This is a genomic window from Ilumatobacter fluminis (assembly GCF_004364865.1).
GTDB classification, from domain to species: Bacteria; Actinomycetota; Acidimicrobiia; order Acidimicrobiales; family Ilumatobacteraceae; genus Ilumatobacter; species Ilumatobacter fluminis.
The window spans coordinates 771,957-798,492 of sequence record NZ_SOAU01000001.1; the positions used below are offsets into that span (position 1 = coordinate 771,957).

The 26,536-nt window shown below is 69.9% G+C and carries 29 protein-coding genes; 17 read left to right on the plus strand and 12 right to left on the minus strand.

Annotated elements, in window-relative coordinates:
• Window positions 1-28 precede the first annotated feature (28 nt).
• The 13 genes from BDK89_RS03445 (at window position 29) to BDK89_RS03505 (ending at window position 12,974) form a co-directional block, all read left to right on the plus strand.
• Window positions 29-265 (plus strand): MoaD/ThiS family protein, encoded by a 237-nt coding sequence (locus BDK89_RS03445; protein WP_166657353.1) that lies wholly within the window; start codon window positions 29-31, stop codon window positions 263-265.
• A gap of 3 nt (window positions 266-268) precedes the next feature.
• The gene (locus BDK89_RS03450; protein ID WP_133867624.1) at window positions 269-760 is read left to right on the plus strand and encodes an RsiG family protein; all 492 of its coding nucleotides are present in this window, start codon (window positions 269-271) and stop codon (window positions 758-760) included.
• A gap of 5 nt (window positions 761-765) precedes the next feature.
• Entirely contained in the window at window positions 766-1,152 is a 387-nt protein-coding gene (locus BDK89_RS03455; protein WP_133867625.1) for a helix-turn-helix domain-containing protein, read from the plus strand.
• 154 nt (window positions 1,153-1,306) lie between these two features.
• Window positions 1,307-2,521 carry a glycosyltransferase gene (locus BDK89_RS03460; protein WP_166657354.1) on the plus strand — a complete coding sequence of 405 codons (1,215 nt, stop codon included), beginning with the start codon at window positions 1,307-1,309 and terminating at the stop codon, window positions 2,519-2,521.
• Window positions 2,522-2,530: 9 nt separating this feature from the next.
• On the plus strand, window positions 2,531-3,004 hold the full coding sequence (locus BDK89_RS03465; RefSeq protein ID WP_133867627.1) for a YbjN domain-containing protein: 474 nt from the start codon (window positions 2,531-2,533) through the stop codon (window positions 3,002-3,004).
• Window positions 3,005-3,180: 176 nt separating this feature from the next.
• The gene (gene proC, locus BDK89_RS03470) at window positions 3,181-3,978 is read left to right on the plus strand and encodes a pyrroline-5-carboxylate reductase (protein WP_133867628.1); all 798 of its coding nucleotides are present in this window, start codon (window positions 3,181-3,183) and stop codon (window positions 3,976-3,978) included.
• 273 nt (window positions 3,979-4,251) lie between these two features.
• Window positions 4,252-5,136, plus strand: coding sequence for an SAM hydrolase/SAM-dependent halogenase family protein (locus BDK89_RS03475; RefSeq protein ID WP_166657355.1), 885 nt, complete (start codon window positions 4,252-4,254; stop codon window positions 5,134-5,136).
• 166 nt (window positions 5,137-5,302) lie between these two features.
• The gene (locus BDK89_RS03480; RefSeq protein ID WP_133867630.1) at window positions 5,303-6,805 is read left to right on the plus strand and encodes an AMP-binding protein; all 1,503 of its coding nucleotides are present in this window, start codon (window positions 5,303-5,305) and stop codon (window positions 6,803-6,805) included.
• 97 nt (window positions 6,806-6,902) lie between these two features.
• A complete protein-coding gene (locus BDK89_RS03485; protein WP_133867631.1) occupies window positions 6,903-7,604 on the plus strand; it encodes a redox-sensing transcriptional repressor Rex in 702 nt (233 codons plus the stop codon).
• A gap of 12 nt (window positions 7,605-7,616) precedes the next feature.
• Window positions 7,617-8,873, plus strand: coding sequence for a glutamyl-tRNA reductase (locus BDK89_RS03490; protein ID WP_133867632.1), 1,257 nt, complete (start codon window positions 7,617-7,619; stop codon window positions 8,871-8,873).
• Window position 8,874: 1 nt separating this feature from the next.
• Window positions 8,875-9,753 (plus strand): hydroxymethylbilane synthase, encoded by an 879-nt coding sequence (gene hemC, locus BDK89_RS03495; protein WP_133867633.1) that lies wholly within the window; start codon window positions 8,875-8,877, stop codon window positions 9,751-9,753.
• Window positions 9,743-10,495: a uroporphyrinogen-III synthase gene (locus tag BDK89_RS03500; RefSeq protein ID WP_243839238.1), complete on the plus strand. Its 753-nt coding sequence runs from the start codon at window positions 9,743-9,745 to the stop codon at window positions 10,493-10,495. The genes hemC and BDK89_RS03500 overlap by 11 nt, the downstream gene beginning before the upstream one ends.
• Before the next feature lie 58 nt (window positions 10,496-10,553).
• A complete protein-coding gene (locus tag BDK89_RS03505; RefSeq protein ID WP_133867635.1) occupies window positions 10,554-12,974 on the plus strand; it encodes a choice-of-anchor D domain-containing protein in 2,421 nt (806 codons plus the stop codon).
• An 82-nt stretch (window positions 12,975-13,056) separates the two neighbouring features.
• Here BDK89_RS03505 and BDK89_RS03510 read toward each other — a convergent pair whose 3' ends face one another.
• Window positions 13,057-14,289 carry a COG1470 family protein gene (locus tag BDK89_RS03510; protein WP_133867636.1) on the minus strand — a complete coding sequence of 411 codons (1,233 nt, stop codon included), beginning with the start codon at window positions 14,287-14,289 and terminating at the stop codon, window positions 13,057-13,059.
• Window positions 14,290-14,383: 94 nt separating this feature from the next.
• Here BDK89_RS03510 and hemB point away from each other — a divergent pair, with 94 nt between their 5' ends.
• Genes hemB through BDK89_RS03525 form a run of 3 tightly spaced genes read left to right on the plus strand, consistent with a single transcriptional unit; the run spans window position 14,384 to window position 17,478 of the window.
• Complete coding sequence (gene hemB / locus BDK89_RS03515; RefSeq protein WP_133867637.1) at window positions 14,384-15,397, plus strand: porphobilinogen synthase; 1,014 nt, start codon at window positions 14,384-14,386, stop codon at window positions 15,395-15,397.
• Window positions 15,394-16,731, plus strand: a complete 1,338-nt coding sequence (locus BDK89_RS03520) for a glutamate-1-semialdehyde 2,1-aminomutase (RefSeq protein WP_133867638.1) — start codon at window positions 15,394-15,396, stop codon at window positions 16,729-16,731. The genes hemB and BDK89_RS03520 overlap by 4 nt, the downstream gene beginning before the upstream one ends.
• Window positions 16,732-16,779: 48 nt before the next feature.
• Window positions 16,780-17,478, plus strand: coding sequence for a hypothetical protein (locus BDK89_RS03525; RefSeq protein WP_133867639.1), 699 nt, complete (start codon window positions 16,780-16,782; stop codon window positions 17,476-17,478).
• Window positions 17,479-17,482: 4 nt separating this feature from the next.
• Here the strand turns inward: BDK89_RS03525 and BDK89_RS03530 are convergent, their stop codons facing one another.
• From BDK89_RS03530 to BDK89_RS03540, 4 genes are read right to left on the minus strand one after another with little or no spacing between them, the layout of a single operon-like run.
• Window positions 17,483-18,439 carry an NAD(P)/FAD-dependent oxidoreductase gene (locus tag BDK89_RS03530; RefSeq protein WP_133867640.1) on the minus strand — a complete coding sequence of 319 codons (957 nt, stop codon included), beginning with the start codon at window positions 18,437-18,439 and terminating at the stop codon, window positions 17,483-17,485.
• Window positions 18,439-19,302, minus strand: coding sequence for an alpha/beta fold hydrolase (locus BDK89_RS21590; protein WP_166657356.1), 864 nt, complete (start codon window positions 19,300-19,302; stop codon window positions 18,439-18,441). The genes BDK89_RS03530 and BDK89_RS21590 overlap by 1 nt, the downstream gene beginning before the upstream one ends.
• Window positions 19,302-20,048, minus strand: a complete 747-nt coding sequence (locus BDK89_RS21595; RefSeq protein WP_166657357.1) for a hypothetical protein — start codon at window positions 20,046-20,048, stop codon at window positions 19,302-19,304. The genes BDK89_RS21590 and BDK89_RS21595 overlap by 1 nt, the downstream gene beginning before the upstream one ends.
• Window positions 20,045-21,025: an NAD-dependent epimerase/dehydratase family protein gene (locus BDK89_RS03540; protein ID WP_166657358.1), complete on the minus strand. Its 981-nt coding sequence runs from the start codon at window positions 21,023-21,025 to the stop codon at window positions 20,045-20,047. Before BDK89_RS03540 ends, BDK89_RS21595 begins: the two co-directional genes overlap by 4 nt.
• Before the next feature lie 46 nt (window positions 21,026-21,071).
• On the opposite strand from BDK89_RS03540, the gene BDK89_RS03545 reads away from it, so the two are divergent.
• Window positions 21,072-21,650, plus strand: a complete 579-nt coding sequence (locus tag BDK89_RS03545) for a M23 family metallopeptidase (protein WP_166657359.1) — start codon at window positions 21,072-21,074, stop codon at window positions 21,648-21,650.
• A 141-nt stretch (window positions 21,651-21,791) separates the two neighbouring features.
• On the opposite strand, the gene BDK89_RS03550 is transcribed toward BDK89_RS03545, so the two are convergent.
• The 7 genes from BDK89_RS03550 to BDK89_RS03575 all read right to left on the minus strand — a co-directional run bounded on the left by BDK89_RS03550 (window position 21,792) and on the right by BDK89_RS03575 (window position 26,486).
• Window positions 21,792-22,298: a protein-tyrosine phosphatase family protein gene (locus BDK89_RS03550; RefSeq protein WP_133867642.1), complete on the minus strand. Its 507-nt coding sequence runs from the start codon at window positions 22,296-22,298 to the stop codon at window positions 21,792-21,794.
• Between the two features lie 60 nt (window positions 22,299-22,358).
• The gene (gene tilS, locus BDK89_RS03555; RefSeq protein WP_279586810.1) at window positions 22,359-23,228 is read right to left on the minus strand and encodes a tRNA lysidine(34) synthetase TilS; all 870 of its coding nucleotides are present in this window, start codon (window positions 23,226-23,228) and stop codon (window positions 22,359-22,361) included.
• Window positions 23,225-23,377, minus strand: coding sequence for a hypothetical protein (locus BDK89_RS21600; RefSeq protein ID WP_166657360.1), 153 nt, complete (start codon window positions 23,375-23,377; stop codon window positions 23,225-23,227). Before BDK89_RS21600 ends, tilS begins: the two co-directional genes overlap by 4 nt.
• Window positions 23,378-23,461: 84 nt before the next feature.
• A complete protein-coding gene (locus tag BDK89_RS03560) occupies window positions 23,462-23,728 on the minus strand; it encodes a zf-HC2 domain-containing protein (RefSeq protein WP_133867644.1) in 267 nt (88 codons plus the stop codon).
• Window positions 23,729-23,741: 13 nt separating this feature from the next.
• The gene (locus BDK89_RS03565) at window positions 23,742-24,323 is read right to left on the minus strand and encodes a sigma-70 family RNA polymerase sigma factor (protein WP_279586771.1); all 582 of its coding nucleotides are present in this window, start codon (window positions 24,321-24,323) and stop codon (window positions 23,742-23,744) included.
• Between the two features lie 56 nt (window positions 24,324-24,379).
• Complete coding sequence (locus tag BDK89_RS03570) at window positions 24,380-24,865, minus strand: MarR family winged helix-turn-helix transcriptional regulator (protein ID WP_133867645.1); 486 nt, start codon at window positions 24,863-24,865, stop codon at window positions 24,380-24,382.
• A 67-nt stretch (window positions 24,866-24,932) separates the two neighbouring features.
• Window positions 24,933-26,486 carry a fused MFS/spermidine synthase gene (locus BDK89_RS03575; RefSeq protein WP_133867646.1) on the minus strand — a complete coding sequence of 518 codons (1,554 nt, stop codon included), beginning with the start codon at window positions 26,484-26,486 and terminating at the stop codon, window positions 24,933-24,935.
• Between the last annotated feature and the right edge of the window lie 50 nt (window positions 26,487-26,536).

Here is a 26,536-nt window from a genome sequence, read left to right on the forward strand (position 1 = left end):
GCTCGACCGGCGAACTACCATCGTCGTCGTGGCTACCGTTCGCCTGTTCGCAGCAGCACGCGACGCTGCCGGAACCGGGCGGGACGAACTCCCGGGTGACACCGTCGGCGACGTTCTGTCAGCGGCGCGCGAGCGCTACGGCCCGGCCTTCGAGGCCGTGCTGGGCACCTGCAAGATCTGGGTCAACGGAGAGCCGGCCGGCCCGACCGATTCCATCGGAACGGCCGACGAACTGGCGGTACTGCCGCCGGTATCAGGAGGATGAACAATGACGAACACGATCGATCCCCGGTCGCTGTCGCTCGATGAGCTGCGTTCCTTGCGGAACAAGCTCCAGGCCGAAGACGACGTCGTGTCCTACGTTCGACGCGTCGCGCAGGCACGTGTCGACCTGGTTCGTGCCGAACAGCATCGGCGCGAGCGGGGCGAGCGGTCCGAAGACCTCTCGAGCGAGCTGCGCGTGGTGCTCTCGTCGCACCTCACCAGCGGTGCACCGCGTCCGCCTCGACCGGTCGAAGACCTCGGCGACAATGAGCTGTCGAACGAACTCGACCGCATCTGCGCCGAGAACGGCTTCAGCCGACTCGACGATCTGACGCCCGACGAGCTGAACACGCTCGAGCGCGAACTGACCGCGTACGAGCGTCGCGTGTCCGACGACCGCCGCGAACGGTTCGACCGGCTCGACGCGCTCAGCGCCGAACTCGTCCGTCGCTACCGCGACGGTGAGGCGTCGGTCGACGGCCTGCTCGGGAGCTGACGCGGATGGCTGACGCCGACGGTGGCGCGACGAGCGACGCGCAGACCGGCGGCGATCAGGACGATCCGTTCGATGTCGGGGCCTTCATCCGACGCCAACGCGAACAAGCCGAGATGTCGGTGCGGCGGCTGGCCGAGCTCGCCGACGTCTCCAACCCGTATCTGTCGCAGGTCGAACGGGGCCTCCGGAAGCCATCTGCCGAGATCCTCCAACAGGTGGCCCACGCCCTCAAGATCAGCGTCGAGACCCTGTACGTCAAAGCGGGCATCCTGCCCGACGACGAGTACCGGACCAGTTCGGTGCGAGAGGCGATCGATGCCGACGAGTACCTGACCGACGATCAGAAGCGGGCACTGCTCAACGTCTACGAGAGCTTCCTCGCGTCCGGCTGAACCACAGGCGTGACCAGAAGGGGTCAGGCACCTTCTGGTTCCTGAGCGGCCTGACGTTCCCGTTGACCGACCAGAAGGTGCCTGACCCCTTCTGAGGGTTTGGCGACTCCGATCTCGGGGAATGCCGACCCCATCGGTAGTGTTTGAGGTCCTGATGCGCCGCGTGGCTGTTATTTCCCTGCACACGTCGCCGCTCCTGCAGCCGGGCTCCGGCGACAGTGGCGGGATGAACGTGTACGTGCGAGAGCTCGTCTCGTCGCTGGCCCAGGCCGGCGTCGAGTGCTACACGTACACGCGCGCCGACCGCGAGGGGCTCCCGTGCGAGGTCACGGTCGAGCCGAACCACACGGTCGTGCACATCGAAGCAGGCCCCCACCACCTCCCCAAGGAGGCGCTCGGCGACGTCGTCGACGAGTTCACCGACCGGGTGCTCGAACACCTCGACATCATCGGCGGGGTCGACGTGGTGCACGCCAACTACTGGTTGAGCGGCGTGGCCGCCCACCGCATCAAGCACGAACTCGACATCCCGTTCGTGTCCACCTTCCACACCCTGGCTCGCGTCAAGGCCGAGGGTGGCGATCCGGAGCCGGCGTGGCGCGATCGTGCCGAAGCCGAACTGATCAACTGCGCCGACGCGATCTGTGTGTCGTGCCCGGAGGAAGAGGCACAATTCCGTCGCCTGTACGGCGATCCGCAGGGTCAGATCGAGATCATCGCCCCCGGCGTCGAACACGCGCTGTTCGGTCCGGGAGACCGCGCCGGTGCGCGTCGTGCGATCGACGTCGATCCGGCCGTGCCGATGCTGCTGTTCGTCGGGCGGATCCAGCCGCTCAAGGGCCCCGACGTCGCCATCCGTGCGCTCCATGCGCTCGGCCGGCCCGATGCACGACTCGTGATCGTGGGCGGTGCGTCCGGCACCACCGGCGACGGCGAGGTCGAACGGGCACACGAGCTGGTCGACGAGTTGGGCTTGCACGACCAGGTCGACTTCGTCGAGCCGCAGCCGCACCACATCCTGTCGACCTACTACCGCGCCGCCGACGTCGTCGTCGTGCCGAGCCGGAGCGAGAGCTTCGGGCTGGTCGCGCTCGAGGCGGCCGCCTGCGGCACGCCGGTGGTCGCCAGCGCCGTCGGTGGGTTGCAGTCGCTCGTCGACCACGGTGACACCGGCTTTCTGATCACCGACCGTGATCCGGCCCACTTCGCCAAGGCGATCGCACGCATCCTCGACGAGCCGCTGCTCGCCGACACGATGGGCGCCGCGGCGTCGGTCCGGGCGTCGCGGTATACGTGGGCGTTCGCCGCGGCCCGACTCCGGCGCCTGTACGCCGACCTCACGGCCCGTCGTCTGGTGCTCGGGCACTGAGGGTTCGAGATGAGTGACCTCCACGACGAACCCCGCCTCGCCGATCTGCGCGGCCTGATCGATGCCTGGCTCGACGATTTCGCGACCGACAACCCGCTGGTCGCGGCGGTCGATCGAGGCACGAGCGACGGCACGATGCTCGCCGAACCCCGGTGGTACGTCCGACTCCTCGGCGAGGAGAAGGAGTTCATCACGGTCTGGCTCACGCTCGGCCAACGCACGCTCCGGTACGAGACGTACGTGTTGCCCGACCCGCCCGAGAACCGGGACGAGATCCTCGATCACCTGCTGCGCCGAAACGACGCGCTGGTCGGTGCGCACTTCTCGGTCGGCGACGAGGACGCGATCTACCTGCGCGGGCAGATCCCCGATTCGGCCGTGACGGCCGACGAGCTCGACCGTGTCGTCGGCACGCTGTACACGGCGGTCGAGGCCGACTTCCGGCACCTGGTGCACCGGGCGTTCGCCAGCAAATTCGCCTGACCCTTTCCGAAACGGCTTCCTCACCACCTTCCTGTGTGGTGTCCGAAGGCAGATCGGGGAAGTCGGTACCTCGCACCGCTCGGACGCACGAGCCGTCGGGCGGGGATCGGTCAGAACCTCGCCCGACGTCTCGTCACCCGCTGCCGTGGGCGTCGGCCGAAGTAGGTTCGGCCGACATGACGTTCGAACTTGTGGTGATCGGTGGCGGCAACATGGGCGCTGCGCTCGTCGGTGGCCTGCTCGACGGCGGTGTCGTGGAGCGCGACCAGGTCGCCGTGGTCGAACCTGCCGAGACGCGACGCGACGTACTGACCGATCTGTTCCCCGACGTGGCGATCGTGGCCGACGTCCCGCCGTGCCGGGCGGCGGTGTTGGCCGTCAAGCCGCAGACGATCGGCGCCGTTGCTGCCACGGCCGCCCAGGCCGGAGCGACCCGACTGCTCTCGGTCGCTGCGGGCGTCACCACGTCGGTGATCGCCGCAGCGGCGGGGGAGGGAGTCGCCGTGGTCAGGGCGATGCCCAACACACCGGCGCTCGTCGGTGAAGGCGTGTCGGCGATCGCACCGGCCGACGGAGCCGGTGACGCCGACCTCGACTGGGCCGAGCAGATCCTCGGTGCGGTCGGACTCGTCGTGCGTGTTGCCGAAGATCGTCTCGACGCGGTCACCGGACTCACCGGTTCCGGTCCGGCCTACGTGTTCCTCATCGCGGAGGCACTCGTCGACGCCGGCGTGCTGGCGGGTCTGCCCCGCACCGACGTCGAGCCGATGGTGGCCCAACTGCTCGTCGGCGCGGCGGCGCTGCTGCAACGCGACGGTGATGCGGCCGGCCTGCGAGCCAAGGTCACCTCGCCCGGCGGGACCACCGCGGCCGGCCTCCGGGTGCTCGAAGAACGCGCCATCCGGGCGGCGCTGATCGATGCCGTTCAGGCGGCGGCGGACCGTAGTCGAGCGCTCGGGTCGTCATCGAACTGAAACTGACTTCGCGAACAAATTTGGGTGTGACGCTTTTCTCAGCGCAGGTTCTCCCCTACAGTGATCCTCGGTGAGCGCACCGGTCGCAAGACCGGCAGCGCCGAAGGGCCGGTGCCATCGGGGGGTTGGCACCGGCCCTTGACCTTTTTCCGGGCTCGTCGGCCCTCCGTCGTCCTCCACGTCACGGTCGGCTGCCTCCCGCCGACCGGGCGGACGATCGAGCAGTCACGTCGAGAAGCTGCACCCACGACCCGAACCGTTAGCGTCGTACAGGTGACCGAGCCTCGCTACGACACCGTCTCGTTCCTCACCGACTACGGCACCGCCGACGAGTTCGTGGGCGTCGTGAAGGCCGTCATCCGCGACCTGGCTCCGCACTCGACGGTGCTCGACCTGACGCACGAGATCGCCCCGTTCGACATCCGCGCCGGCGCGCTCGCCCTGGCGCGATGCATCGGCTACGTGCCGGGAGGCGTCGTGCTGGCGGTCGTCGACCCCGGGGTGGCGACCAACCGTCGAGCTGTCGCGATCGAGGTCGCCGGCGGTGCCGGTGTGATCGTCGGCCCCGACAACGGTCTGCTCGCACCCGCCGTGGCGATGGCGGGTGGTGCCGATCGGGCGGTCGAACTCACCAACCCCGAGTACCAGCTCGACGCAGCGGGGGCGACCTTCGCCGGTCGCGACGTTTTCGCTCCGGCCGCGGCGTACCTCTGCAACGGCGTCGATCTGTACGAACTCGGCACGCCGATCGACCCGTCGCTGCTGCTGCCCGGCACGATCCCGCTGCCGCGCGACGAGGGCGACGAGTTGATCACCGAGGTGTTGTGGGTCGACCGGTTCGGCAACGCCCAGCTCAACGTCGGCCCCGACGACCTCCCGGCCGCCTGGGGATCGATGCTCGAGGTCTCGATCCCGAACCCGACCGACCCGTCCGACGCGGCGACCCGGACCGCGACGAGGGCGACGAGCTTCGCCGAGCTGGCGGGCGGCGCCATCGGCCTCGTGCTCGATTCGTACGGCATGCTCGCGGTCGCGATGGACCAGCGGTCGGCCGCCGACGAACTCGGCGTCGGACCCGGCGATCAGGTCGTGCTGCGTGATCTGGGTGAGCCGGAGCCGTCGGTGACGGCCGTCGAGTTCGGACGACGCCCCCAGTAGGGTGACGCCATGCGCCCTGCGACCACGCTCACCCTCGGCCTGCTGCTCGCGGCGATCCTGATCGCAGGCGTGATCTCGCTCGTCCGTCTGTAGCGCGACCGACGCATCCGCACCGTCGGCCGGCGACCCGACCGGGCTATTCTGAACCGCCGAAGAGGGGGCTCGGATGAACCTGGCTGACATGATCGAGGGACACGTCGACGACCGCGTCGCGTTGATCTCCCGGAACCGTGAGACGACGTACGGCGAGTTGCGCGACCAGGTGGCGCGGCTGCGTGGTGGTTTGTCGTCGGCGGGCGTCGGCCAGGGCGACCGGGTCGCGATCATGTGCGGCAACAACCGCTATTTCGTGATCACCTATCTCGCCACGATCGGCATCGGCGCCGTGGCGGTGCCGCTCAACCCGGCGAGTCCCGCTCACGAGCTGGAAGACCAGTTGGCGACGGTCGAACCGACCACCGTCGTCGTCGGTCCGACCGCGATGAACTCCTGGGCGCGCGTCGATCGCTCGATGATCCCGTGCGTCGAGCGGGTCGTGATCGCCGAAGGCGAGCCCGACGGTGACGTCCTGACGATCGCCGATCTGCTCCGATCCGACCCGGCGCCGCTGGTCGACGTCGAGCCCGATCATCTCGCCGTCCTGATCTTCACCAGCGGCACCGCCGGTCGTTCGAAAGCGGCCATGCTCAGCCACGGCAACCTGGCGTCGAACATCGAGCAGGGGAGCACCGTCACCGACCGGACGCGGGCGGGCGACGTCGTCTACTCGGTGCTGCCGATGTTCCACATCTTCGGGCTCAACGTGGCGCTCGGTGTGTCGCTGTCGGTCGGGGCGACCGTGCTGCTCGTCCAGCGCTTCGATCCGGCCACGGCCGTGCAGTCGATCGTGCAGCGTCAGGTGACCGTCGTGCCCGGCGCTCCGCCGATGTGGATCGCGTTCAGCCATTTCGACGAGTTGCCGCCCGACGCGTTCGCGTCGGTCCGGTTGCCGCTGTCGGGTGCGTCGCGTCTGGCGCCGGCGGTCGCCGACCGGATGGAGGAGAAGTTCGGCTTGACGATCCTCGAGGGCTACGGCCTCACCGAGGCGTCGCCCGTCGTGACCAACTCGATCGAGTCGGGTCGGCGAGCCGGGTCGGTGGGCCGCGTGCTCGGCACGCAAGAGGTCCGACTCGTCGACGACGACGGCAACGACGTACCGGTCGGTGACGCCGGCGAGATCCGGATCAAGGGCCCGAACGTGTTCCTGGGCTACTGGAACGATCAGGAGGCGACCGACCGTGTCCTCGTCGACGGCTGGTTGCACACGGGCGACGTCGGCGTCGTCGACGACGAGGGCTTCCTGTACCTCGTCGACCGGGCCAAGGATCTCATCATCGTCTCAGGGTTCAACGTGTTCCCGGCCGAGGTCGAAGAGGTGCTCGCGAGCCATCCGGCGGTGGCCGAGGCCGGTGTGCTCGGGGTGCCGCACCCGCACGACGGCGAGGCGGTCAAGGCGTACGTGGTGCTGGCGGACGGGGCGAGCGCCGACGAGGACCAGCTGGTCGAGCACTGCCTCGACTACATGGCGCGCTACAAGTGCCCGAGCAAGATCGTGTTCGTCGACGAGTTGCCGCGGAACCCCGCCGGCAAGCTGATGCGCCGAGAGCTCGAGGGCACGATCCTCGCCTGACGGCAGCGCGGTCCCGGCAGCGGTGACGGGGGCGTCCGTGCTCCCATGCCGTGTCAGCTTGTGAATCTGTGCACATTGTTCGTAGGCTGTACGGACGATGCCCCCACATCGTTCACGACGCCGAATTCCCGAAGCGACGGTCGCCCGTCTCCCGGTGTACCTCCAGATCCTCGTCGACCAGGCCGAAGCCGGCGTGGCCAACATCTCGTCGGAGGGCCTCGCCGAGCTGGCCGGCGTCAACGCCGCCAAGGTGCGCAAAGACCTGTCCTACCTCGGGAGCTACGGCACGCGAGGCGTGGGGTACGAGGTCGACTACCTCGTATACCAGATCCGACGTGAACTCGGCCTCGACCACGACTGGCCGGTCGTCATCGTCGGCGCCGGCAACCTGGGTCAGGCGCTCGCCGGCTACGGCGGCTTCACCGAGCGCGGCTTCCCCGTCGCCGGCATCGTCGACATCGACGACGACAAGGTCGACACCGTGGTCGGCGGGGCGCGGGTCCGCCCGCTCGACGAACTGCCCCAGATCGTGGCCGCCCGGAACGTCTCGATCGGCGTGATCGCGACGCCACCGGTCGCCGCCCAGGACGCAGCCGATCTCCTCGTGAAGGCCGGCGTCACGAGCATCTTGAACTTCGCCCCGGTCGTGCTCTCGGTGCCGGTCGGTATCACGATCCGCAAGGTCGACCTGGCCGTCGAACTCCAGATCCTGAGTTACCACGAGCAGCGGCGGGCGTCGGCCCAGGGTGGCCAACTTCACGCCGTTCCGAACGAGCCCGGACGCGGGGTCACGGCCTAGGCTGGTCACGACATGTCGATCCTCGTCCTCGGTATCAACCATCGCAGCGGCCCGCTGAGCCTGCTCGAGCGTGTGTCGCTCGCCGATACCGAGGTGCCCAAGAGCGTCGAGGCGCTCGTGCAACGCGACAACGTCCGCGAGGCCGTCGTCATCAGCACCTGCAACCGCACCGAGGTCTACGCCGTCACCGAACGATTCCACGGGGCCTACGCCGACATCCGCGACTTCTTCTGCGATCAGGCCCACGTCGCAGCCGACGATCTGCACGAGCACCTCTACTCGCACCACGACGACCAGGCCGTCCGGCACCTCTTCGAGGTCGCATCCGGGCTCGACAGCGCCGTCATCGGCGAATCGGAGATCCTCGGCCAGCTGCGCGGCGCCTGGGACGTCGCTCAGCACAACGGCGGCTCGCGCACGACTCTCAACCTGCTGTTCCGGCATGCGATCGAGGTCGGCAAGCGGGTGCGCACCGACACGGCGATCGGCCGTGGCACCGCATCGGTGAGCCACGCCGCCGTCGAGATGGCCGTCGACCGCCTCGGCGACCTGCACGGTCGCAACGTCGCCGTCGTCGGTGCCGGGGCCATGGGCGAAGGCATCGCCGTCGCCCTCCACGCGGCAGGCGTCGGCGAGGTCGTCGTCATCAACCGCAGCCCCGAGCGCGGCCAGGCGCTGGCCGAGCGGATCAACGGCGTCGCCTTCGGCTTCGAGCGGCTCGCCGAAACGCTCGCCTCCGCCGACGTCGTCCTGACGTCCACCGGAGCCGGCGGCCACATCATCACGGCCGACAACGCCGGACTCCGCGATCGAGCCGAGCGCCCCGTGCTCGTCGTCGACATCGCCGTCCCGCGCGACGTCGCTCCCGACGTCGCCGACCTCGACGGCGTCAGCGTGCTCGACCTCGACGACCTCACCGCATGGGCGGAGAAGGGCCGTCAGCAGCGGATCGCCGAAGTCGCCGCCGTTGAACGGATCATCGAGGGTGAGGTCGAGCGGTTCTCGCTCGAGGCAGCGTCGCTGCAGGCCGCGCCGCTCATCTCGTCGATGCGCCGCCGGGCCGACGAGGTGCGCGCCGCCGAACTCGATCGTCACGCCGCACGACTCGATCGCCTCGACGACGAGACCCGCGAACTCGTCGAACAGATCAGCCGCGGCGTCGTCGCCAAGCTGTTGCACGAGCCCTCCGTCCGCCTGCGTCAGCAGGCCGGCACCCCGCAGGGCGAACGCAACGCCGCAGCGGTCGCCGACCTGTTCGACCTCGGTTGACGTGACGACGCTCCGTCTCGCCACCCGCGGGAGCGCTCAGGCCCGGACACAGGCCGAGTTCGTGGCTGCCCGACTCGCCGAACGCGGCGTCGACGCCGAGCTGGTCATCATCGAGACCCACGGCGACCGCACGCAGGCGACCAACGTCCCGCTGCACACGATCGGCGGGCAGGGCGTGTTCGTGAAAGAGGTCCAGGCCGCCGTGCTCGACGGACGGGCCGACGTCGCCGTGCACTCCGCGAAAGATCTCCCGACCGAGACCGATCCACGGTTGACGATCGGTGCGTACACCGAGCGCCGCGACGCCGCCGACGCCCTGATCGGGGCGACGCTCGACGACCTGCCCGAGGGGGCCACGGTGGCGACCGGCTCGGTGCGCCGACGTGCGCAGTTGGCGCTCGCCCGCCCCGATCTGCAGTTCGTCGAACTGCGCGGCAACATCCACACCCGCCTCGAGCGCATCCCCGACGGCGGCGCGATCGTCATGGCCGTCGCCGCGCTGCAGGTGCTCGGTATGACCGAGCGATTGGACGAACGGCTCGACCCCGGCCGTTTCGTGCCGGCGATCGGTCAGGGTTGTGTGGCGCTCGAGTGCCGTCTCGACGACCCGGCGACGACGGCCTCGCTCGCTGCGATCGACCACGAGCCGACGCGCACCGCGGTCGAGATCGAGCGGGCGTTCCTCGGCGAACTCGGCTCGGGTTGCTCACTCCCGGTGGGAGCTCACGTGGTCGACGGCCGACTCACGACGTTCCTTGCCGCCGACGACGTCGCACGGGTCCACACCGAGACGACCGTGATGTCGGGCGACCACGGACGCGATCTCGGCACGGCGCGAGCAGTGGCTCATACGGCACGCGAGCGTGTCGATGCGAACTGACGCCCGCCGACCGCTGGCCGGACGCTCGGTCGTCACCACCCGCGAACGTCCCGGTGTGCTCGACTCGGAGCTCGCCCGGGCCGGAGCCGACGTCGTCCACGTTCCCCTCATCGAGACGACCGACCCCGACGACGGTGGCGAGACGCTCCGAACCGAACTCGGCCGCCTCGAGTCGTACGACTGGGTCGTCGTCACCTCGCCGGTCGGAGCCGAGCGGGTGATGCCGGCAGCTCGCGGGCACGATCTGCGGGTCGCGACCGTCGGCACCAAGACGGCACAGGTCGCCGAACGGCTCGGTGGTCGCCCCGTCGACGTCGTTCCCGACCGTCAGCTCGCCGTCGAACTCGTCGCCGCGATGCCCGCCGTCGACGCCGCAGGTCCGTCACCCCGTCTGCTCCTCGCCGTTGCCGACCGTGCCGACCCCGTCACGGCCGACGCCCTCCGTGCGCGCGGCTACGACGTCACCCTGATCACGGCGTATCGGACGATGCTGCGCGTCCCGACGTGGCGAGAGCGCCGAGCGGCCCTGGCGGCCGATGCGGCGGTGTTCGCCAGCGGGTCGGCCGCGATCTCGTGGTCGGAGGCCATCGGTGCCGAGGCGCCGACCGCCGTGATCTCGATCGGCCCGTCGACGACGAAGGCGGCGACCGAACACGGCCTTCAGGTGACGGCGACCGCGACCGATCACTCCATCGACGGCCTCGTCGAGACGGTCATACGAACGCTCGGCGGCGGCCCGTAACATGGCCGCCGAGCGGGGCGGCGTTCGGACGGATACGACGATGCAGGGATTCACGAGGGTGCGACGACCACGAACGGCACGGTCGCGGTGGCGCGCGTCGTCGATCGCTGCGGCGCTCCTCGTCACCGCCACCATGGGCGTGTCCCTCGTCGCTCCCGCCGAGGTGAGCGCTCAGGACGGCGTCTCCATGCTCGTCGCCGACGTCGACGACGCAACACGGCCGTCGGTGTCACAGGACGGACGCTGGGTCGTCTTCGAGGGTGCGGTCGACGGACGTCGAAGCGTGTTCCGGACCGATCGGAACAGCGGCGAGACGGTCGAGCTGTCACCGGTCCCGTCGTCGGTCCGGGCGGGCGACACGGTGATGCCGCGCCTGTCGTCCGACGGATGCGTGGTCGTCGCGATCACCGAGATCCCGTACGACCTGTTCCGCGACGACGATCAGCTCGAACGATGGGACGTGTATCGCCTCGTCGTCCCCGAGTGTGGCGGCCAGCCGGCCGGCTGGGAACTGGTGTCGGCCAACAGCAGCGGCACGGCGATCGACGGCGTCTTCACTGACGCCCCGCCGGCGCTCTCCGGCTCAGGGGCGATCGTGGCGTACGTCCGCCAGCTCACCGGCGCGCCCGAAGGCGTCGGCACGATCATGGTCGTCGACATCACCGTGCCGGTGAACGAGGTGGGGCGAGAAGAAGAGGTCGCCGGCATGCCGGTCGAGACCCCCAATCGGGCGTATCTGTACCAGGGGGCCCGCCAGCCAGTGCTGTCCGAGAACGGGCGACACCTCGCGTTCGTCGCGGACACCACGGCGTCGGCGCCCCTGCCGGGTTGGGCAGCCGGACCGGTGCCGGGCGAAGCGGCGACCTCCCAGGTGTTCGTCTGGGATCGCTCGACCCTCGATCGGCGCAACGCCGTCCACCTCGTGTCGGGGCGTGGCGGCGTGCCGAGCGCCACCGGTGCATCGTCACCGTCGATGTCGGAGGCCGGGCGGTTCATCGCCTTCGTGTCCGACGACCGGACGCTCGTGCCTGCCGATCTGCCACCCTGCACGCCCGACTGCCCGACCCAGGTGTACCGCTTCGATCGCGACACCGACGCGAACGGCGTGTTCGACGAGGCGCCGCGTGGTGAACCGCTCTCGATCGTGTCCGCCGTCGATGCGGGCGACATCGCGATCGGCGTGCCGATCGCCGGCGACGGGTCGTCGTGGGCGCCGACGGTCAGCGCCGACGGGAGCCAGGTCGCCTTCGTCACCGACGCCACCAACCTGCTGCCGAGCCGTCGCGGCGGCGGCGGGCGCGTCTCCGACGGCGATCTGCTCGTGAGCGAGATGGAGCTCGGCACGGTTCGGCGGGTGCTCGACGGCGCTGATCTCACCGACGTGCCCGGGGCACACGGCAACCCGGCGATGTCGCGCACCGGCCAGGTGGTCGTGTTCGAGACCGCCGCCGTCGGGCCGCTCTCCGGTCAACCCACGACCGAACTCGGCGCCCGGGGTATCGCCGCGGTCGAGGTGACGCCGCGTTTGTCGTTGGCCGAACTCGACTTCGGCTCGACCATCCTCAATCTCGAGAGCAGCGAGCTCTATGTGCGCGTCCAGAACGCCGGACCGGCATCGTTCGAACCGACGTTGGTCATCGTCGATGCTCCGTTCCGCGTCACCGGCGGTACGTGTGCGAAGGGCATTCTGGTCGCCGCCGGCACCACCTGTTCGGTGCACGTGACGTTCCGGCCGACGGCCGTCAGAGGGTACGAGGGCACACTCACCGTCAGCGGCAACGGCGGGAACGCACCGACGGTGTCGTCGACCGTTCGGGGCGCAGCGGGTGAGCCGATCCTGCTGGCCGAGCCCGGCGGCGTCGATCTGGATGCCGGCATCATCGGCGGGACCGGTGGGCGGGTCGCGATCGACATCTCGAACATCGCGTTCTTCCCGACCGAGGTAGGCCGCGTGTTCATGGCCGGTGCCCACCCGGACGACTTCGTGATCACGGAGCAGAGCTGTCTCGGGCGGGCGCTCAATCCGGGCGCGAGCTGCGCGGTCGAGATCGAGTTCCAGCCGACCGACGTCGGGTATCGCAACGCGCTGCTGGTCGCTGTGACGGGAGCGTCACAGGCGACAGCCGGCGGCGAGTACACCGCAGCGTTCGTGGGCGGGTACGCCGGCTACGAGCCGACGTTCGAGGTCACGACCGACTCGGTCGCCGTCGGCGCACAGCTGGGCATCGGCCTCGAGGGGTTCCCGGCCGACACGACCGTGTCGATCGGGTTCGACGACGGTTCGGCGCCGTGGGCGGAGGTCACCACGAGCGACGCTGGGGCGGCCCTGGCGCTGCTCCAGACGCCGACCCGTATCCGGGCGGGGGTCCACCGGCTCGTCGCCTCGGCTGGTGAGTCGTCGATCGCAACCGTCGAGGTCGAGTTCGTCGCGGCGCCGAAGCGTCCGACCCCGGGCCTCCCCGGCTTCGGCATGGGCTAGGACGGCGCCTTCGCGGCAGCGAACTCGCAGGGCCCTGGTCGGGGCACGAGCGGGTCGCGCCACGGACGAGTGTGATGGGCGGTCAGGAGTCGGTCGAGCTCGCGACGACGAGTTCGCCACCGAGCAGGACGGCGACGTCGCATCCGGTGCCCGACGGCTGACCGACCACGGTGCACTCGACCGCCAGCACGATGTTGTCCGACGGTGCGAACGGGATCGGGCTGATGCGGGGCTGGAACTCGTTCGCCGAGCTCATCGAACCGAGATCGAACTCGTAGAGGATGTCGCCGTTGCGCAGGAGTTGGGCGGTGCCGAGGTCGCCGTTCGGGTTCTGCAGCACCAGGTCGGTCATCCGGAACTCGCTGTCGGGCGGCACGGTGACCGACTCGCTGCGTTCCTGGTTGACGCCGACATCGACGGCGATCCGGTACGAGACCGGGGTCCCGGTCGGTTCGTCGGCCACCACGACCGGCTCGTCGACCGGCACGGTGACGGATGGTTCGGGTGCGGTCGTGGCGGGTGCGATCGTCAGCTCGTCGAGCTGATCGTCGACCGCCCGCTCGGCGGCGTCGCGGATCTCGGGTCGGACGACGGCGAACCAGGCGAGCACGACGGCGGCGAGTACCGCCGCCGTCGCCAGGGCGCGCCCGATCAGGCGTGCCGACAGGGTCGGCGGCTGTATCAGCGTCGCCAGACCGTTCGCCGGCTCGTGGTCGGGTTCGGTCGCCTCGATCTCGAAGTCGAGCTGGCGTTCGGACCGGCGGAGTCGGCTGCCTCCGACCTTCGCGTTGAGTCGGACGAGGCTGGTCGAGCCGGGTGCGACGCCGACGGCGGGCGGGTCGAAGGTGCCGTCGATCCGGTTGGTGCGGTCGACCAGGTGCAACCGGCAGTTCGCCAGGTTGTTGCCGTGGTTCTCGACCATGAACTCGAACGTCGCCCGGCGTCGAGCACGTCGGACCGGCTGCAGGGTCGTGATGCGCCGGTCGTCGAACGAGGCGACCTCGGCGATCGTCTCGGCGATGACCTCGTCGTCGGGGTCGGTCTGCGAGACGACGCGCACGGCGACCGTGGTCGGGCCGGCCGTCGTCGTGTAGATCGCAGGCGGCCGGATCACGACCTCGATGACGTCCTGCGAGCCACCGAACAGGGTGACGTTGGGTCGGGTGATCGTGGTCCACGGTGCCGTCAGCCCGGCCGGGATGACGCTGTAGCTCTCGGTGGTGTCGCCGACGTTCTCGACCGTCAGCAGCACCGACGTGGGCGCGCCGGGGACGACCGCCACCTCGTCGAGTGAGAACCAGGCCTGTGCCGACACGTCGCTGACGCTACAGGCCTCGCACGCTCCGGCGGCGTACCGTCGGGCCCGGTGGGGCTGTGTGCGCCCGGCGTCGTGGACCTAACCTGCTGCCATGCCCGTCGACGCTGCGACCGCCGGTTTCCCGACCCATCGACCGCGCCGCCTCCGTACGACGCCGGCGATGCGCGAGCTGGTCGCCGAGACCCGCGTCGACGTCGCCGACCTGATCGCGCCGCTGTTCGTTCGGGAGGCGATCGACGAACCGATCGAGATCCGCTCGTTGCCCGACGTGTATCAGGACACGCTCGACAGCCTCCGTCGCCGGGTCGCCCGTCTGGCCGAACTCGGCGTGAAGTCGGTGATGCTGTTCGGCATCCCGGCGGAGAAGGACGCGATCGGCAGCGGGGCGTTCGATCCCGACGGCATCGTGCAGGTCGCGCTCCGGCAGCTGCGCGCCGATCTCGGCGACGACCTCGTGCTGATGGCCGACCTGTGCGTCGACGAATACACCGATCACGGTCACTGTGGCATCGTGCGCGACGGCAGCGTCGACAACGATGCGACGCTCGAGGTGTACGCGAAGGCTGCCGTTGCTCAGGCCGACGCCGGGGCGCATGTCGTCGCACCGAGCGGGATGATGGACGGTCAGGTCGCCGCCATCCGCAGCGCACTCGACCAGCACGGACACCCCGACGTCCCGATCCTCGCCTATTCGGCCAAGTACGCCAGTGGGTTGTACGGCCCGTTCCGCGATGCCGTCGACGTCGAGATCGCCGGCGGCGGCGACCGCAAGGGATACCAGCAAGATCCGCGCAACGCCCGCGAGGCGCTCGTCGAGGTGCTGGCCGACCTCGAACAGGGCGCCGACATGGTGATGGTCAAGCCCGCGCTGGCCTACCTCGACATCATCCACGAGGTCCGACGCCACGTCGACGTGCCGCTCGCGGCGTACCACGTGAGCGGCGAGTACTCGATGATCAAGGCGGCGGCCGCCAACGGCTGGATCGATCACGACGTCGTCGCCCTCGAGCACCTGACGTCGATCAAGCGGGCGGGTGCCGATCTCGTCCTCACCTATCTGACCGGGTGGTTCGCCGAGCGGGCCGCCGGAAAGGCGACATCATGACGATCGACGTCTGCGTCCCGGGCGCCTGCGAGGCGGCGGGGTGTGTCCCGACCGTGTGCACCGGCGCCGGTTTGCGCTCGAACGACGAGTTCTTCGATCGTTCCACCGCCGTGATTCCGGGTGGTGTGAACTCGTCGATCCGAGCGTTCCGATCGGTCGGCGGGCGCCCGTACATCGTCGCCCGGGCCGATGGCGCTCGCGTCTACGACGTCGAAGGCACCGAGTACCTCGACCTGGTCCAGAGCTATGGCGCGGTGATCCTCGGTCACGCTCACCCGGCGATCACCGCCGCCGTGACCGCCGCCGTCGCCGATGGCACGTCGTACGGGGCGCCGACGCCACGCGAGATGAAGCTGGCCGAGGCGATCTCGTCTCGGGTGCCGTCGTGCGAACAGGTCCGCTTCATGAACTCCGGCACCGAGGCGACCAGCACCGCCGTTCGTCTGGCCCGCGGCTACACGGGTCGCGACCGTGTCGTGATCTTCCACGGCAACTTCCACGGCGCCACCGACGCACTACTCGCAGCCGGAGGCAGCGGCGTGGCCACCCTTGGCCTGCCCGGGACCGCCGGCGTCCCCGACGGCGCCGTCGCCGAGACGATGGTCGTGCCGTACAACGAGGTGCCGACGCTCGACGAGAGCGTGGCGTGCGTGATCGTCGAAGCGGTCGCCGCGAACATGGGCGTCGTCGCCCCCGACCCGGCCTTCCTGGCCGGGCTGCGGGCTGAATGCGACCGTGTCGGCGCCGTGCTGGTGTTCGACGAGGTCATCACCGGGTTCCGTCTGGGCACCGACGGTGCCCAAGGTGCGTACGGCGTCACCCCCGACCTCACGACGTACGGCAAGGTGATCGGCGGGGGACTGCCCGTCGGCGCCGTGGGCGGTCGACGTGAACTGATGGAGACCCTCTCGCCGCTCGGCCCCGTCTTCCACGCGGGCACCCTGTCGGGCAACCCGCTCGCCACCGCGGCCGGTCTCGCTGCGCTCGATCATCTCGACGACGGCACCTACGACGAACTCCGCCGCCGAGCCCGTCGGCTGGCCGACGGACTCACCGCCGCCTGCGCCGCAGCCGGCTTCGCCGCGCAGTTCCCGGTCGTCGGCACACTCGTCGGGATGGTGTGCGGCGACGTCGACACGCCGACCGACTTCGAGTCGGCGAAGCGCACCGACGAGGCCGCCTACGGCCGCTTCTTCCACGCCATGCTCGACCAGGGCGTGGCGATGGCGCCCGGAGCGTACGAAGCGATCTTCGTCGGCCTCGCGCACGACGACTCGGTGATCGACGCCATCACCGAACGCGCCCACGCCGCGGCCGCCGCGGCGGTGGCCTGAGCATCGCGCCGCCCTGCGGGCGTGCGGCGTCGCTAACGTCGCTGACGGATGCGTCAGATCTTCAGCATCAGGTTCTTCATGGCCGTCGGTGCCGTCGTGGGGTTGTTCTTCCTCCTCACGACGATCTTCGCTGCGCGTGAGGTGATCGAAGGTGGCGATGACGCCGGCTCCGGTGCTTCCGAACCGCACCGGATCGATTTCGTCGACCGGGTGTTCTCGTCGCGGAACGCCGAATTCCGGTTCGACGACGACGGGCTCGCCGCGAGCGACACCGAGCTCATCATCGACGGCAGTCGTTCCTTGCGCGTCGTCACCGGCACGCCGGGGGAGAACCTGTGTCCCGAGTTCGGCGAGCTCGGGGTCTGCGCCGTCGTCGCCGACCTCCTCGGGGAGGCCGTGGTGTGGTTCGCGCTCGTGCCGATGGGTGCCGGGGACACGGTCGAGTTCCCGGCGATCGACGTGCTCGACGACGGCCGAGCTCGTCTCGTGAACGGCTGGGAACTGCCCTACGCGCCGGTCCTCGACCGCCGGTGCCGTGACGCCGACGGCGACGAGGTCGAGTTCGATTCGTATCGCGAGTTCCGAGAGGTGCTCGGTGACGACTTCACCAGTATCTACTCGATCACGAGTCGGCGTCTCGAGGCCGTCGTGTGCGGCGAACGGGTGCCGTACGCGCCCGTGGTTTCGACCACGGTGCCGTCGTCGACGTCGACACCGGCGGCACCGACGACGAACTCGGGCTCGTAGCCGATCAGGGCTCGACGAACCCGGCCACGGCTGCAGCGGCGGCGACGCCGGAATCGAAGGCGCCCTCGATCTTCGGGCCGGCGAACAGGTCGCCGGCGACCACGACCCGGTGCTCCTCGTCGATCCAACAGGGGTCGGGCCACGGGTCGGCCGGCGCTGCGAACCGCCACCGGCGGATCGTCGTCGCCACGATGGAGGCCGGGTCGACCCACTCCGACAACCCGGCCACCAGCTGCTCCGTGACGTCGGCGTCACTGTCGTCCCAATGGTCGCTGCTCCACGCCCACGAGGCGTGCACGGTGACGGCGGAGACGTCGCTGATGCCCTTGCGCTGATTGTCGGCGACGAACCCGAACACGGCGTCCGGGTCGGCCGGATCGAGTTGCACCCCACCCGGTTCGGGCACCGTGCTCGGCCCGTCGAGCGTCAGGAGCGCAGCGATGATCCGCCGGAAGTCGCTGCGCGCCAACTCGTCCGGGAGTTCGACGTCGGATTGGGCCAGGAGCGCCCATGCCTGGGCGACGGGGCAGGTGATGACAACGGCGTCGACCTCGAGTCGGCTCGCATCGTCGAGCATCACCGACCAGCCGTCCTCGAGGCGCTCCAACGAGAACACCATGTGGCGGGTCCGAACGTCGAGCCCGTCGGCCAGATCGACGGCGAGCGTCGACATCCCGCCGGTGCCGGCGTATCGCGGGTAGCCGTCGGCAGCGCCGAATCCCCGACACCACTCGAAGGCGATGCCCCGCTCGAGCCAGTCGTCGGTTCGGGCCCGCAGGTCGTCGCCGCGGACGGTGAAGAACTGGGCGCCGGCGTCGAACGTGGCGTCCCCGATCGCGATCGTGCCGAGTCGGCCGCCGATCGTGTCGTTGCGTTCGAGGACGACGACGTCATGATCCGTTGCGAGTCGAGCAGCCGCGCTCAGCCCGGCGATACCGGCGCCGACGACCGCGACGCGCATCAGCCGACGGACCGGGCGGCGACGCCGTCGTCCGACTCGGCGGTGCGGTCGACGAACGCCTGCTCGGCGCGCCCGAGGAAGTCGAGCATCACCCGGTTGAACGTGGTGGCGTGTTCGATCATGAAGCCGTGCGCAGCACCGCTCACCACGACGAGTTCGGCGGTCGGGATGAGGTCGGCGAGCTGCTCGGAGTCACCGCGCGGCGTCAGGATGTCCTGGTTGCCGACGATGACCAGCGTCGGCACGTCAATCGAGGGCAGGAGCGACTTGAGCTCGTCGTCGATCGACAAGATGCCGGCAACCTGGCTGGCGAACGCGTGCGGCGGACGGGCCAACGCCAGCGGGCCCATCCAGCCGATCGCCGGGGTGAGCCGGCGGAACGAGCGCGGCCCGATGACCCAGCGGGCGGCCTGTGCCGTCATGGCACCGACGCCTCGGGTCTGGGCGATCTCGGCCCACTCGGCGAGCAGCTCGCGCCGCCACGGGTGGTGCTGACAGGCAGTGCAGGCCAGGGTCAGCGAGCGCACCCGCTCGGGGTGGCGGATGCCGATGATCTGGGTGATCGCGCCGCCCATCGAGGCGCCGATCACGTGCGCCCGCTCGACCCCGACGGCGTCGAGCACCGCGATCGCATCGTCGGCCATCTGTTCGAGCGAGTACGCGCCGTACGGCTTGTCGCTGCGGCCGGCGCCCCGATTGTCGAGCGCGATCGTGTGGTAGTTCGGGGCCAGCGCGAGTCGCTGGAGATCCCACCCGTGCTTGTCGGCGCCGAGCCCCTGGATCATCAAGACCGGCGGGCCGCTGCGACGGCCGGACTCGCGGTAGTGGAGGCGGATGCCGTCGCTCGACCGGATGTACGGCATCAGACGCCTCCGATCCCGTTGAACGGCATCCAGTCGAGCGGGGTGCCGGTGAGGGCGCCGCCGAACTCGTCGAGGAGGGCGTCGAGGTGTGCTTGGAGCGCGTCGGCCGTCTCGAGTTCGTCGAGCGGGCCGCGGCGCTTGCGGGAGAGCCGGATCGGGGCGCCGATCTCGACTCGCGCCGCGCGACGGAACGGAACGGAGACCGTCGCCGCCGGGATCGAGGGCACCTTCGCCATCACCGCGGAGCCGACGATGCGGTGGTCGACCACACCGGCGCTGCGGTTCGTGTTCTCGGTGGCGGCGCCGAGCACGACGAGCTCGTTCGCCCGCAGGGCGCTCTCGATCTCGCGCGGGATCGGCAGGAGTCCACCGAGTCGCTGCATGGCGGGACCGAGCGGTGCCACGTCGGGGCGGCCGACGAACCGCACCGGCCGGTCGACCTCGGCGCCGATCGCCAGTGCGGCGAACACGGGTGCCAGCGCGAACCGGCGGGCATTGACGACGATCAGCGCGCCCTTGCGCTTGGGGATGTGTTCGGCACCGCCGACGGAGATGTTCCAGCGGAGACGGCTGGCTGCCCACGCCCGGTTGACGATGCCGTTGTCGCGGCCCCAGTCGTCGACCTCGTTGGCCGTCCAGACACGAACCGAGCCCGCTGCGGTGCCGACGGCGTCGACCGCCTGGCCGCCCAGGTTGCGGGCGGGCATCGTGATCACGTCGGCGAGTTGGCGTGCCGGATTGCTCATGACGCTGACTCCCAGGCGACGGTGGGTGGGGTGTGGACGACGCTCGGCCAGCCGTAGAGCTGGTCGATGACATCGCTGGTCGACGTGGTGGGGGCGAAGCCGAGCACGTCGCGGGCTCGCTGGCCGTCTGCCAGGCGTCCGCGATGGAACATCTCCTGGACGTGATCGGGGATCGGTGCGCCGGCGAGATGGTTGACCGCTCGTGCGACCCGCCACTCGGGACCGATGAGCGGGACGGGAAGACGACGGCCGCGGCGGATCGCCTGGTACGCCGTGATCGCGCCGGGAGCGACGACGTTGAGCGGTTCGTCGAGTCGTGCCTTGGCGGCGAGCACGAACGCCTCGGCGGCGTCGTGCTGGTGGATGACCGCGAACGGCGGATCGGCGAGGGCGCTGAAGGGCACGGCCGGCATGCGCAGCACGCGGCCGAGCGCGCTCGGGACGTGCGGCCCGAGCACGGTGGCCAGGCGGAGCGTGCCGACCGAGACGCCGACCCGGCGGCCGATCGCTCGAGCGGTGCGTTCGATGTCGGCGACCATGTGGCCGTAGTCGCTGGTGGGGTCACGCGGTTCGCGCTCGGTCGGGCGGGTGAGCGAGTTGCGGTTGCGGCCGTAGATCTCGATACCGCTGCGGACGACGATCGACTCGAGCGCCCGGCATTCGGCGGCGGCTCCGAGGATCGATGTCGCGGCGTCGTCGGTCAGCGATCGGGCCGTCGCGGTGCTGGCACGGGCGTTCGGCTCCCACACCGCGATGTGGATCACGACGTGGGGGTTGAACGCCGTGACGGTGTCGACGGTGCGGTCGTGCTGGCCGGGCACGATACGATGGAAGACCGCCCGCCGAAGGCGCCTGCGGGGCGGATCGACGTCGATGCCCTCGAGCGATCCCACCCACGGCTCGTCTTCGAGCAGACTGGCAACCCGCGAACCCAGCTCCCCACCCATGCCGCTGACGAGTACCCGTACGCCTGCCATCGAGAACCACGCTATCCGAGCGCGCCGTCGCCGCGTCCGATCGGGTGTGGCGGCCGTCACGTTCCTGGCCACGGCGTCGGTCGGGTCGGCTGCCGCATTGGGCGGCATCACCGACGCCGGTGAGGTCGATTCTGCCGCCGAACGGGTCATCACCACGGGCGAGGGGCTCCTGTTCCCGATCGAGCCGTCGCCCATGTGCGAAGTGCTGAACAACTTCGGCGGCCACAGCAAGGCCCAAGGCGCGGGTCAGCACGACGGGGTCGACATCGGGGCGATGGAAGGCCAGGAGGTCTATGCCGTGGCAGACGGTGTGCTCGAGATCCAGCACACCGACCCGGACACGAGCGCCGGACTCGGATGGCGTCTGTGGGTCGACAACCCGATCGACGGCCCGGTCCAGTACCGCTACTACCACCTCGCCGGATTCGCCGACGGGCTCGAAGAGGGCAGCGTCGTCACCAAGGGGCAGGTCATCGGCTACGTCGGTGACACCGGCAACGCATCACCGGGCGGCTGGCACCTGCACTTCGAGGTCCGTCCGGGCCCGAAGCAGCGATACGGGTCGCCCGAACCGGTCGATCCCGTACCCCTGCTCGACATCCCCACCATCTGCAACGTCTACTGACCAGAAGGGGTCAGGCACCTTCTGGCGTTCCAGGTCGAGGACGTAGCGAGGTCAGTGCCAGAAGGTGCCTGACCCCTTCTGGCGTTCCAGGTCGAGGACGTCGCGAGGTCAGCGCCAGAAGGTGCCTGACCCCTTCTGGTGTCAGCGGAGGCCGGCGGCGTCTTTGACGACGTCTCTCGCCCAGGGGTCGAGCTTGCGGTGGGTGAGGCGCTCCGTCATCTCGATCGCCTTGGTCGGGTCGTCGATCAGGCCGGCCCAGCGGATGTAGCCACCCATGATGCCGACGATGCGGTCGCCCAGCTCCTCGCCGTGCACCATGACCTTGTTGCCGTTCTTGAGCAGGTCGTCGAGCTCGCTGTAGAAGGCCCGCAGCCAGGCATCGCGCTCGTCGTTGCGGAACGGGCGGTGCCGGTACGGCATGTTGAGTTCTTCGTAGTTGTGCAGGTTGCTCGACGCCTGGATGATCGAGATCACGTAGTTGAACCCGTTCTCACGGAGCCAGATGATCTCCTCCTGGCGGCGGACGCGACGATGGTTCTCGCCGTAACCACCCGGGCGCTCGCAGATCGCCAGCTTGTCCTGGAGGATCCAGGTGAGATGGCGCGGCTGGATGCCGAGCGCCCACTTGCCGCGCAGCTTCGGGGGCATCAGGCGGTCTCCGTGGGGCGGGTGGCGGTGTTCGATCGCGTCGACATGCGGGTGTCGATGCTACCGCGCCGGCGGAACGATGTGGAAAGCCTGCTGGGAACGTTCGACACGTCGTCCGCCAGGGAGCTCGCACGCCACCGCCCGCCCGTGGGCGACGTCGAGCACCCGGTCGATCGCCGCAGCGTCGGGCGGATAGCCGGACTCGGTCAGCCACCGCCGCAGTGCACGTCGTGCGATCGCCGGGTCGGCGGCGGCAACGGCCCGTGCGTCGGTGGGGTCGATCTCGGCAGCGAGGGCATCGAGTACCCGGTCGTCGTCGCGGAGCAGGTCGGCGGTGCGGGCGACGATCGGGGCGACGTCGCGACGGGCGATGTCGCCCATCAGCGGGAGTAACTCGTGACGGACGCGGTTGCGCCAGATGCTGTCGCTGGCGTTCGACGGGTCGACCACGGGGTCGATGCCGGCCTCGCGGCACACCGCCTCGGTGTCGTCCCGCCGCAGCGCGAGGAGCGGGTGGTCCGGTCCGGGCGTGATCGACGACAGGCCGGTCGTACCGCTGCCACGGAGCAGGCGGAGCAGCAGCGTCTCGGCCTGGTCGTCGAGGGTGTGGCCGGTCATCGCCCCGGTCGGGAGCACCGCCCGGCGTGCATCTCGGGCACGTGCTTCGAGATTCGGACCCGGTGTCACCTCGACCCGGTGGACGACGACCTCGACGCCGAGCCGGTCACCGATCGCGCACGCTCGGGCGGCGTCGTCGGCGGATTCGGGTCGGATGCCGTGATCGACGTGGTGCGCGACGACGTCGAGGCCGGCGTGGAGGGCCAGGGCCAGCAACGCGGACGAGTCGGGGCCACCGGAGAAGGCGGCAGCGACGGGGCGTGGCGCGTCAGGGAAGGTGCAGCGGGGGAGGAGCCGGTCGAGCTCGTTCAGAGCTCTTGCTCGCGGCCGCGCTTCCCGCCGGGGTAGCGCTGCGACGACACCTGCTTGAGGTAGCCGCCGATGAGCGCGACGGCGCCCGCGATTCCTGCGATGAGCAGGACCAGACCGATCCACCAGTGCCAGATGTAGGCGGCAAGCATGGGTGTCAGCGTAGCGAGCGGAGGCGCCGGTCGCGGCATCCGCTCGCGATCGACGGCCGGTTCAGGACCGGAATGGGAGCGGGTTCAGGCCTGGTCGGGGGCGCCGATGATGCCGTCGCCGTCGAAGTCGGTGTCGAAACACGATTCGATCTTGGCGAGCAGGCCCGGCGGCACCTCGTCGTTCGAGCACTTCCGACGGATCGCCGACTTGAGCTCGGCGTGGAAGTCGAACGCCTGCAGGCAGTCCATGCAGCCGTCGAGGTGGAGGTGGATGTGCCCGCGCAGTTCTTCGCTCAGTTCGCCGTCGAGATAGGCGTCGAGTTCGCGGATGGTTTCGTTGCAATCGGCCATGTGTCGTGCTGGGTCAGGTGTCGGCGCCACTCGGTGCGCCGGTGAGGCCCCGTGCCTCTGCGTAGTCGTACAACGCGCGCTGCATCGCTTTTCTTCCCCGATGGAGGCGACTCATCACGGTGCCGATCGGGATGTCGAGCATCTCGGCGATCTCTTTGTAGGCGAACCCCTCCACGTCGGCGAGCAGGACGGGGAGTCGGAAGTTCTCCGGCAGGTCTTCGAGGGCCTGTTTCACCTCGTCGTCGGTGAAGATGTCGAGGAACTGCTCCTCGGCCGACATCGACGCCGCAGCGGTCTCCATCGAACCGAGTCGACGGTACAGGTAGAGGTCTTCGACGTCGGCGAGGTCGCTCTCCTGTGGGCGGCGCTGCTTCGCCCGGTACCGGTTGATGTAGGCGTTCGTGAGGATCCGGAACAGCCACGCCCGCAGGTTGGTGCCCTCCTGGAACGTGTGGAAGCTGCGGAAGCCGCGGAGGTACGCCTCCTGCACGAGGTCTTCCGCGTCGGCCTGATTGCGTGTCATGCGCAACGCCGCCGAGTAGAGCTGCGGTGCGTACTCCATCGCCTGGTCGGCGAACGTGCTCTGATCGGCCACGGCAGCGACCCTAACGCGTCCGTTCCTCGACCGCTCAGGGCGATCGGGCCGGCAGGTCAGTCGTCGAGACGGTCGTTGTTCAGGTCGTCGAGCAGTTCGTCGATCGTCGCGACGAAACGCTCGAGATAGGAGGCGAACTCCTCGAGTTCGTGGTCGTCGAACGGTTCGAGGATGCGTCGCATCGCCATCGTCCGGAGCTTGCGGATGCGGCGCACGGTGTCGACGCCCTGCTGGGTCGCGATCGCCTGGACGTAGCGTCGGTCGTCGTCGATCTGGCGTCGCTCCGCTAGCCCGAGCTTGACGAGCCGGTCGACGGCGCGGGTGGCCGTGCTCGGGTCGACGTGCATGGCGTCGGCGAAGTCGCTCATCCGGATGCCGCCGCGGTGGGCGGCGATGATCTCGAGCGCGTCGGTCTGGGCCTGTTCGAGCTTCGGCCCGTCGGGGCCGAGCAGGTGGGCCCGCATCGCTGTGCCGGTCGCGTTTCGTCGCAGCTCGCGCCAGGCGAGGGCGATCCGATCGGAGGTGGTCGGCGGGCGACTCACGCTGCGCCCCGGTGGCTCGACATGGCCCGGGAGCGTAGGACGATCGGCGGACGAGGGCGAAGCCGGGTCAGCCGGTGCCGACGATGAGCTGGTCGACGGGGGCGAAGTCGTCGGTGAGCGTCATGGCGTCGCCGATCCAGGTGTCGAGATCGTCGACGAGTTCGCCGTCGTCGCCGGCGGCACGTCGGGCCTCGTCCCACGCGTCGATGTCGAGCGTCGCGTCGCCGGCCAGGATCACCGAGTTCGCGATCGCACCGTCCACCACGCCGGCGCTGCGGATCACCGCCACCCGGTCGAACGTGGTGAGGAGGGTGGCCGCCTCGGCACGGAGGAACGACTGGTCGCCGCCGTCGATCACGTTCACGACGTAGATGCCGTCGTCGCGGAGTACCCGGTCGACGTCGGCGAGGAATTCCTCCGTCGTCAGGTGCCACGGTACGGAGCGGCTGCCGAATGCGTCGCCGACGACGACGTCGGCCGAGTCGTCGGCCATGCGGCGGACCGCCTGGCGGCCGTCGCCGGTGATGATCTCGACCGGTGGCAGACCGAACTCGTCGTCGACGACGTCGATCAGTTCGGGGTCGATCTCGAGCACGGTCTGGTCGGTGTCGGGACGGGTCGTCGCCAGCCACCGTGGGAGCGTCAGTGCACCGCCGCCGATCGCCACGACGTCGATGTCGGGGGCGGGGTTCTGGGTGTCGATCGCGTCGGCGATGCGGCGGGTGTACCAGAACTCGAGGCGGGTCGGGTCATCGGGGTCGACGTAGCTGTGGCGGAGATCGTCGAGCACGAGGATCCGGCCCGACTCATCATCGGGATCGTCGACGATCGAGAGGCAGTAGTAGGCCGTCTGGACGTCGCACGGGGTGTCGGTGACGGCGACGCCGGCCAGGCCGAGGAGCGCCACGCCGCTCGCCGAGAGCATCAGGGTGGCGTCGACCAACCGGTTGGCGAGCCACATCGCCACGCCGGTGAGCGCCAGGAGGCCGCCGACGGCGACGATCAGGGTCGTGACCGCGGCGAACGCGACGAGCACGTAGCCGGCGAGAAAGGTGCCGGCGATGGCACCGGCCGTGCCCCACGCGGAGAGTCGGCCGACGACGGCGCCCGTCCGGGCGAGATCACGCAACTGGAGCTTGACGACGGCCGGCGGAACCGCGCTGAGCACGGCGGCCGAGGGCCCGAATGCCCACAGCGCCAGGATGATGCTCGACCGGCTGTCGCCATCGGGGCCGGGGTCGCCGCCGAGGAACCGGACGATCGGGATCGACGCGATCGCAAGGGCCCCGCCGAAGGTGAGGAACAGGGGGATGAGGCGGTTCGGGTCGTATCGATCGGCGGCGACACCGCCGGCCCAGGCACCGATCGCGATGCCGGCGAGGATCGTGCCGATGATCGCCGTGTAGGTCTCCAGGTTGACGCCGACGTACGGTGCGAGCAGGCGGCCGGCGAGGATCTCGAGCACCAGGACCGACCCGGAGGTGACGGTCACGAGGGCGACGGCGAGCCCGTTCGGGAGGGCGTGCGACCCAGGGGAGCCGGTCGACCCGTCGCCGCTCCGGACGTCGCCGCTGTGGACGCCGCCGCTCTGGACGTCGGGGCCCGGGACGTCGTCGGTCATCCAGGCAGGCTAGGTCGGAACCGTCGTGAGCGCGATGGGACACGGGTGCC

Excerpts from the sequence above, each read along its gene's own strand:
- BDK89_RS03450 (WP_133867624.1), top strand. The coding sequence starts at position 269 with ATGACGAACACGATCGATCCCCGGTCGCTGTCGCTCGATGAGCTGCGT.
- BDK89_RS03455 (WP_133867625.1), top strand. The coding sequence starts at position 766 with ATGGCTGACGCCGACGGTGGCGCGACGAGCGACGCGCAGACCGGCGGC.
- BDK89_RS03460 (WP_166657354.1), top strand. The coding sequence starts at position 1,307 with ATGCGCCGCGTGGCTGTTATTTCCCTGCACACGTCGCCGCTCCTGCAG.
- BDK89_RS03465 (WP_133867627.1), top strand. The coding sequence starts at position 2,531 with ATGAGTGACCTCCACGACGAACCCCGCCTCGCCGATCTGCGCGGCCTG.
- proC (WP_133867628.1), top strand. The coding sequence starts at position 3,181 with ATGACGTTCGAACTTGTGGTGATCGGTGGCGGCAACATGGGCGCTGCG.
- BDK89_RS03480 (WP_133867630.1), top strand. The coding sequence starts at position 5,303 with ATGAACCTGGCTGACATGATCGAGGGACACGTCGACGACCGCGTCGCG.
- BDK89_RS03485 (WP_133867631.1), top strand. The coding sequence starts at position 6,903 with ATGCCCCCACATCGTTCACGACGCCGAATTCCCGAAGCGACGGTCGCC.
- BDK89_RS03490 (WP_133867632.1), top strand. The coding sequence starts at position 7,617 with ATGTCGATCCTCGTCCTCGGTATCAACCATCGCAGCGGCCCGCTGAGC.
- BDK89_RS03500 (WP_243839238.1), top strand. The coding sequence starts at position 9,743 with ATGCGAACTGACGCCCGCCGACCGCTGGCCGGACGCTCGGTCGTCACC.
- hemB (WP_133867637.1), top strand. The coding sequence starts at position 14,384 with ATGCCCGTCGACGCTGCGACCGCCGGTTTCCCGACCCATCGACCGCGC.
- BDK89_RS03520 (WP_133867638.1), top strand. The coding sequence starts at position 15,394 with ATGACGATCGACGTCTGCGTCCCGGGCGCCTGCGAGGCGGCGGGGTGT.
- BDK89_RS03525 (WP_133867639.1), top strand. The coding sequence starts at position 16,780 with ATGCGTCAGATCTTCAGCATCAGGTTCTTCATGGCCGTCGGTGCCGTC.
- BDK89_RS03530 (WP_133867640.1), bottom strand. The coding sequence starts at position 18,439 with ATGCGCGTCGCGGTCGTCGGCGCCGGTATCGCCGGGCTGAGCGCGGCT.
- BDK89_RS21590 (WP_166657356.1), bottom strand. The coding sequence starts at position 19,302 with ATGCCGTACATCCGGTCGAGCGACGGCATCCGCCTCCACTACCGCGAG.
- BDK89_RS21595 (WP_166657357.1), bottom strand. The coding sequence starts at position 20,048 with ATGAGCAATCCGGCACGCCAACTCGCCGACGTGATCACGATGCCCGCC.
- BDK89_RS03540 (WP_166657358.1), bottom strand. The coding sequence starts at position 21,025 with ATGGCAGGCGTACGGGTACTCGTCAGCGGCATGGGTGGGGAGCTGGGT.
- BDK89_RS03550 (WP_133867642.1), bottom strand. The coding sequence starts at position 22,298 with ATGCCCCCGAAGCTGCGCGGCAAGTGGGCGCTCGGCATCCAGCCGCGC.
- BDK89_RS21600 (WP_166657360.1), bottom strand. The coding sequence starts at position 23,377 with ATGCTTGCCGCCTACATCTGGCACTGGTGGATCGGTCTGGTCCTGCTC.
- BDK89_RS03560 (WP_133867644.1), bottom strand. The coding sequence starts at position 23,728 with ATGGCCGATTGCAACGAAACCATCCGCGAACTCGACGCCTATCTCGAC.
- BDK89_RS03575 (WP_133867646.1), bottom strand. The coding sequence starts at position 26,486 with ATGACCGACGACGTCCCGGGCCCCGACGTCCAGAGCGGCGGCGTCCAC.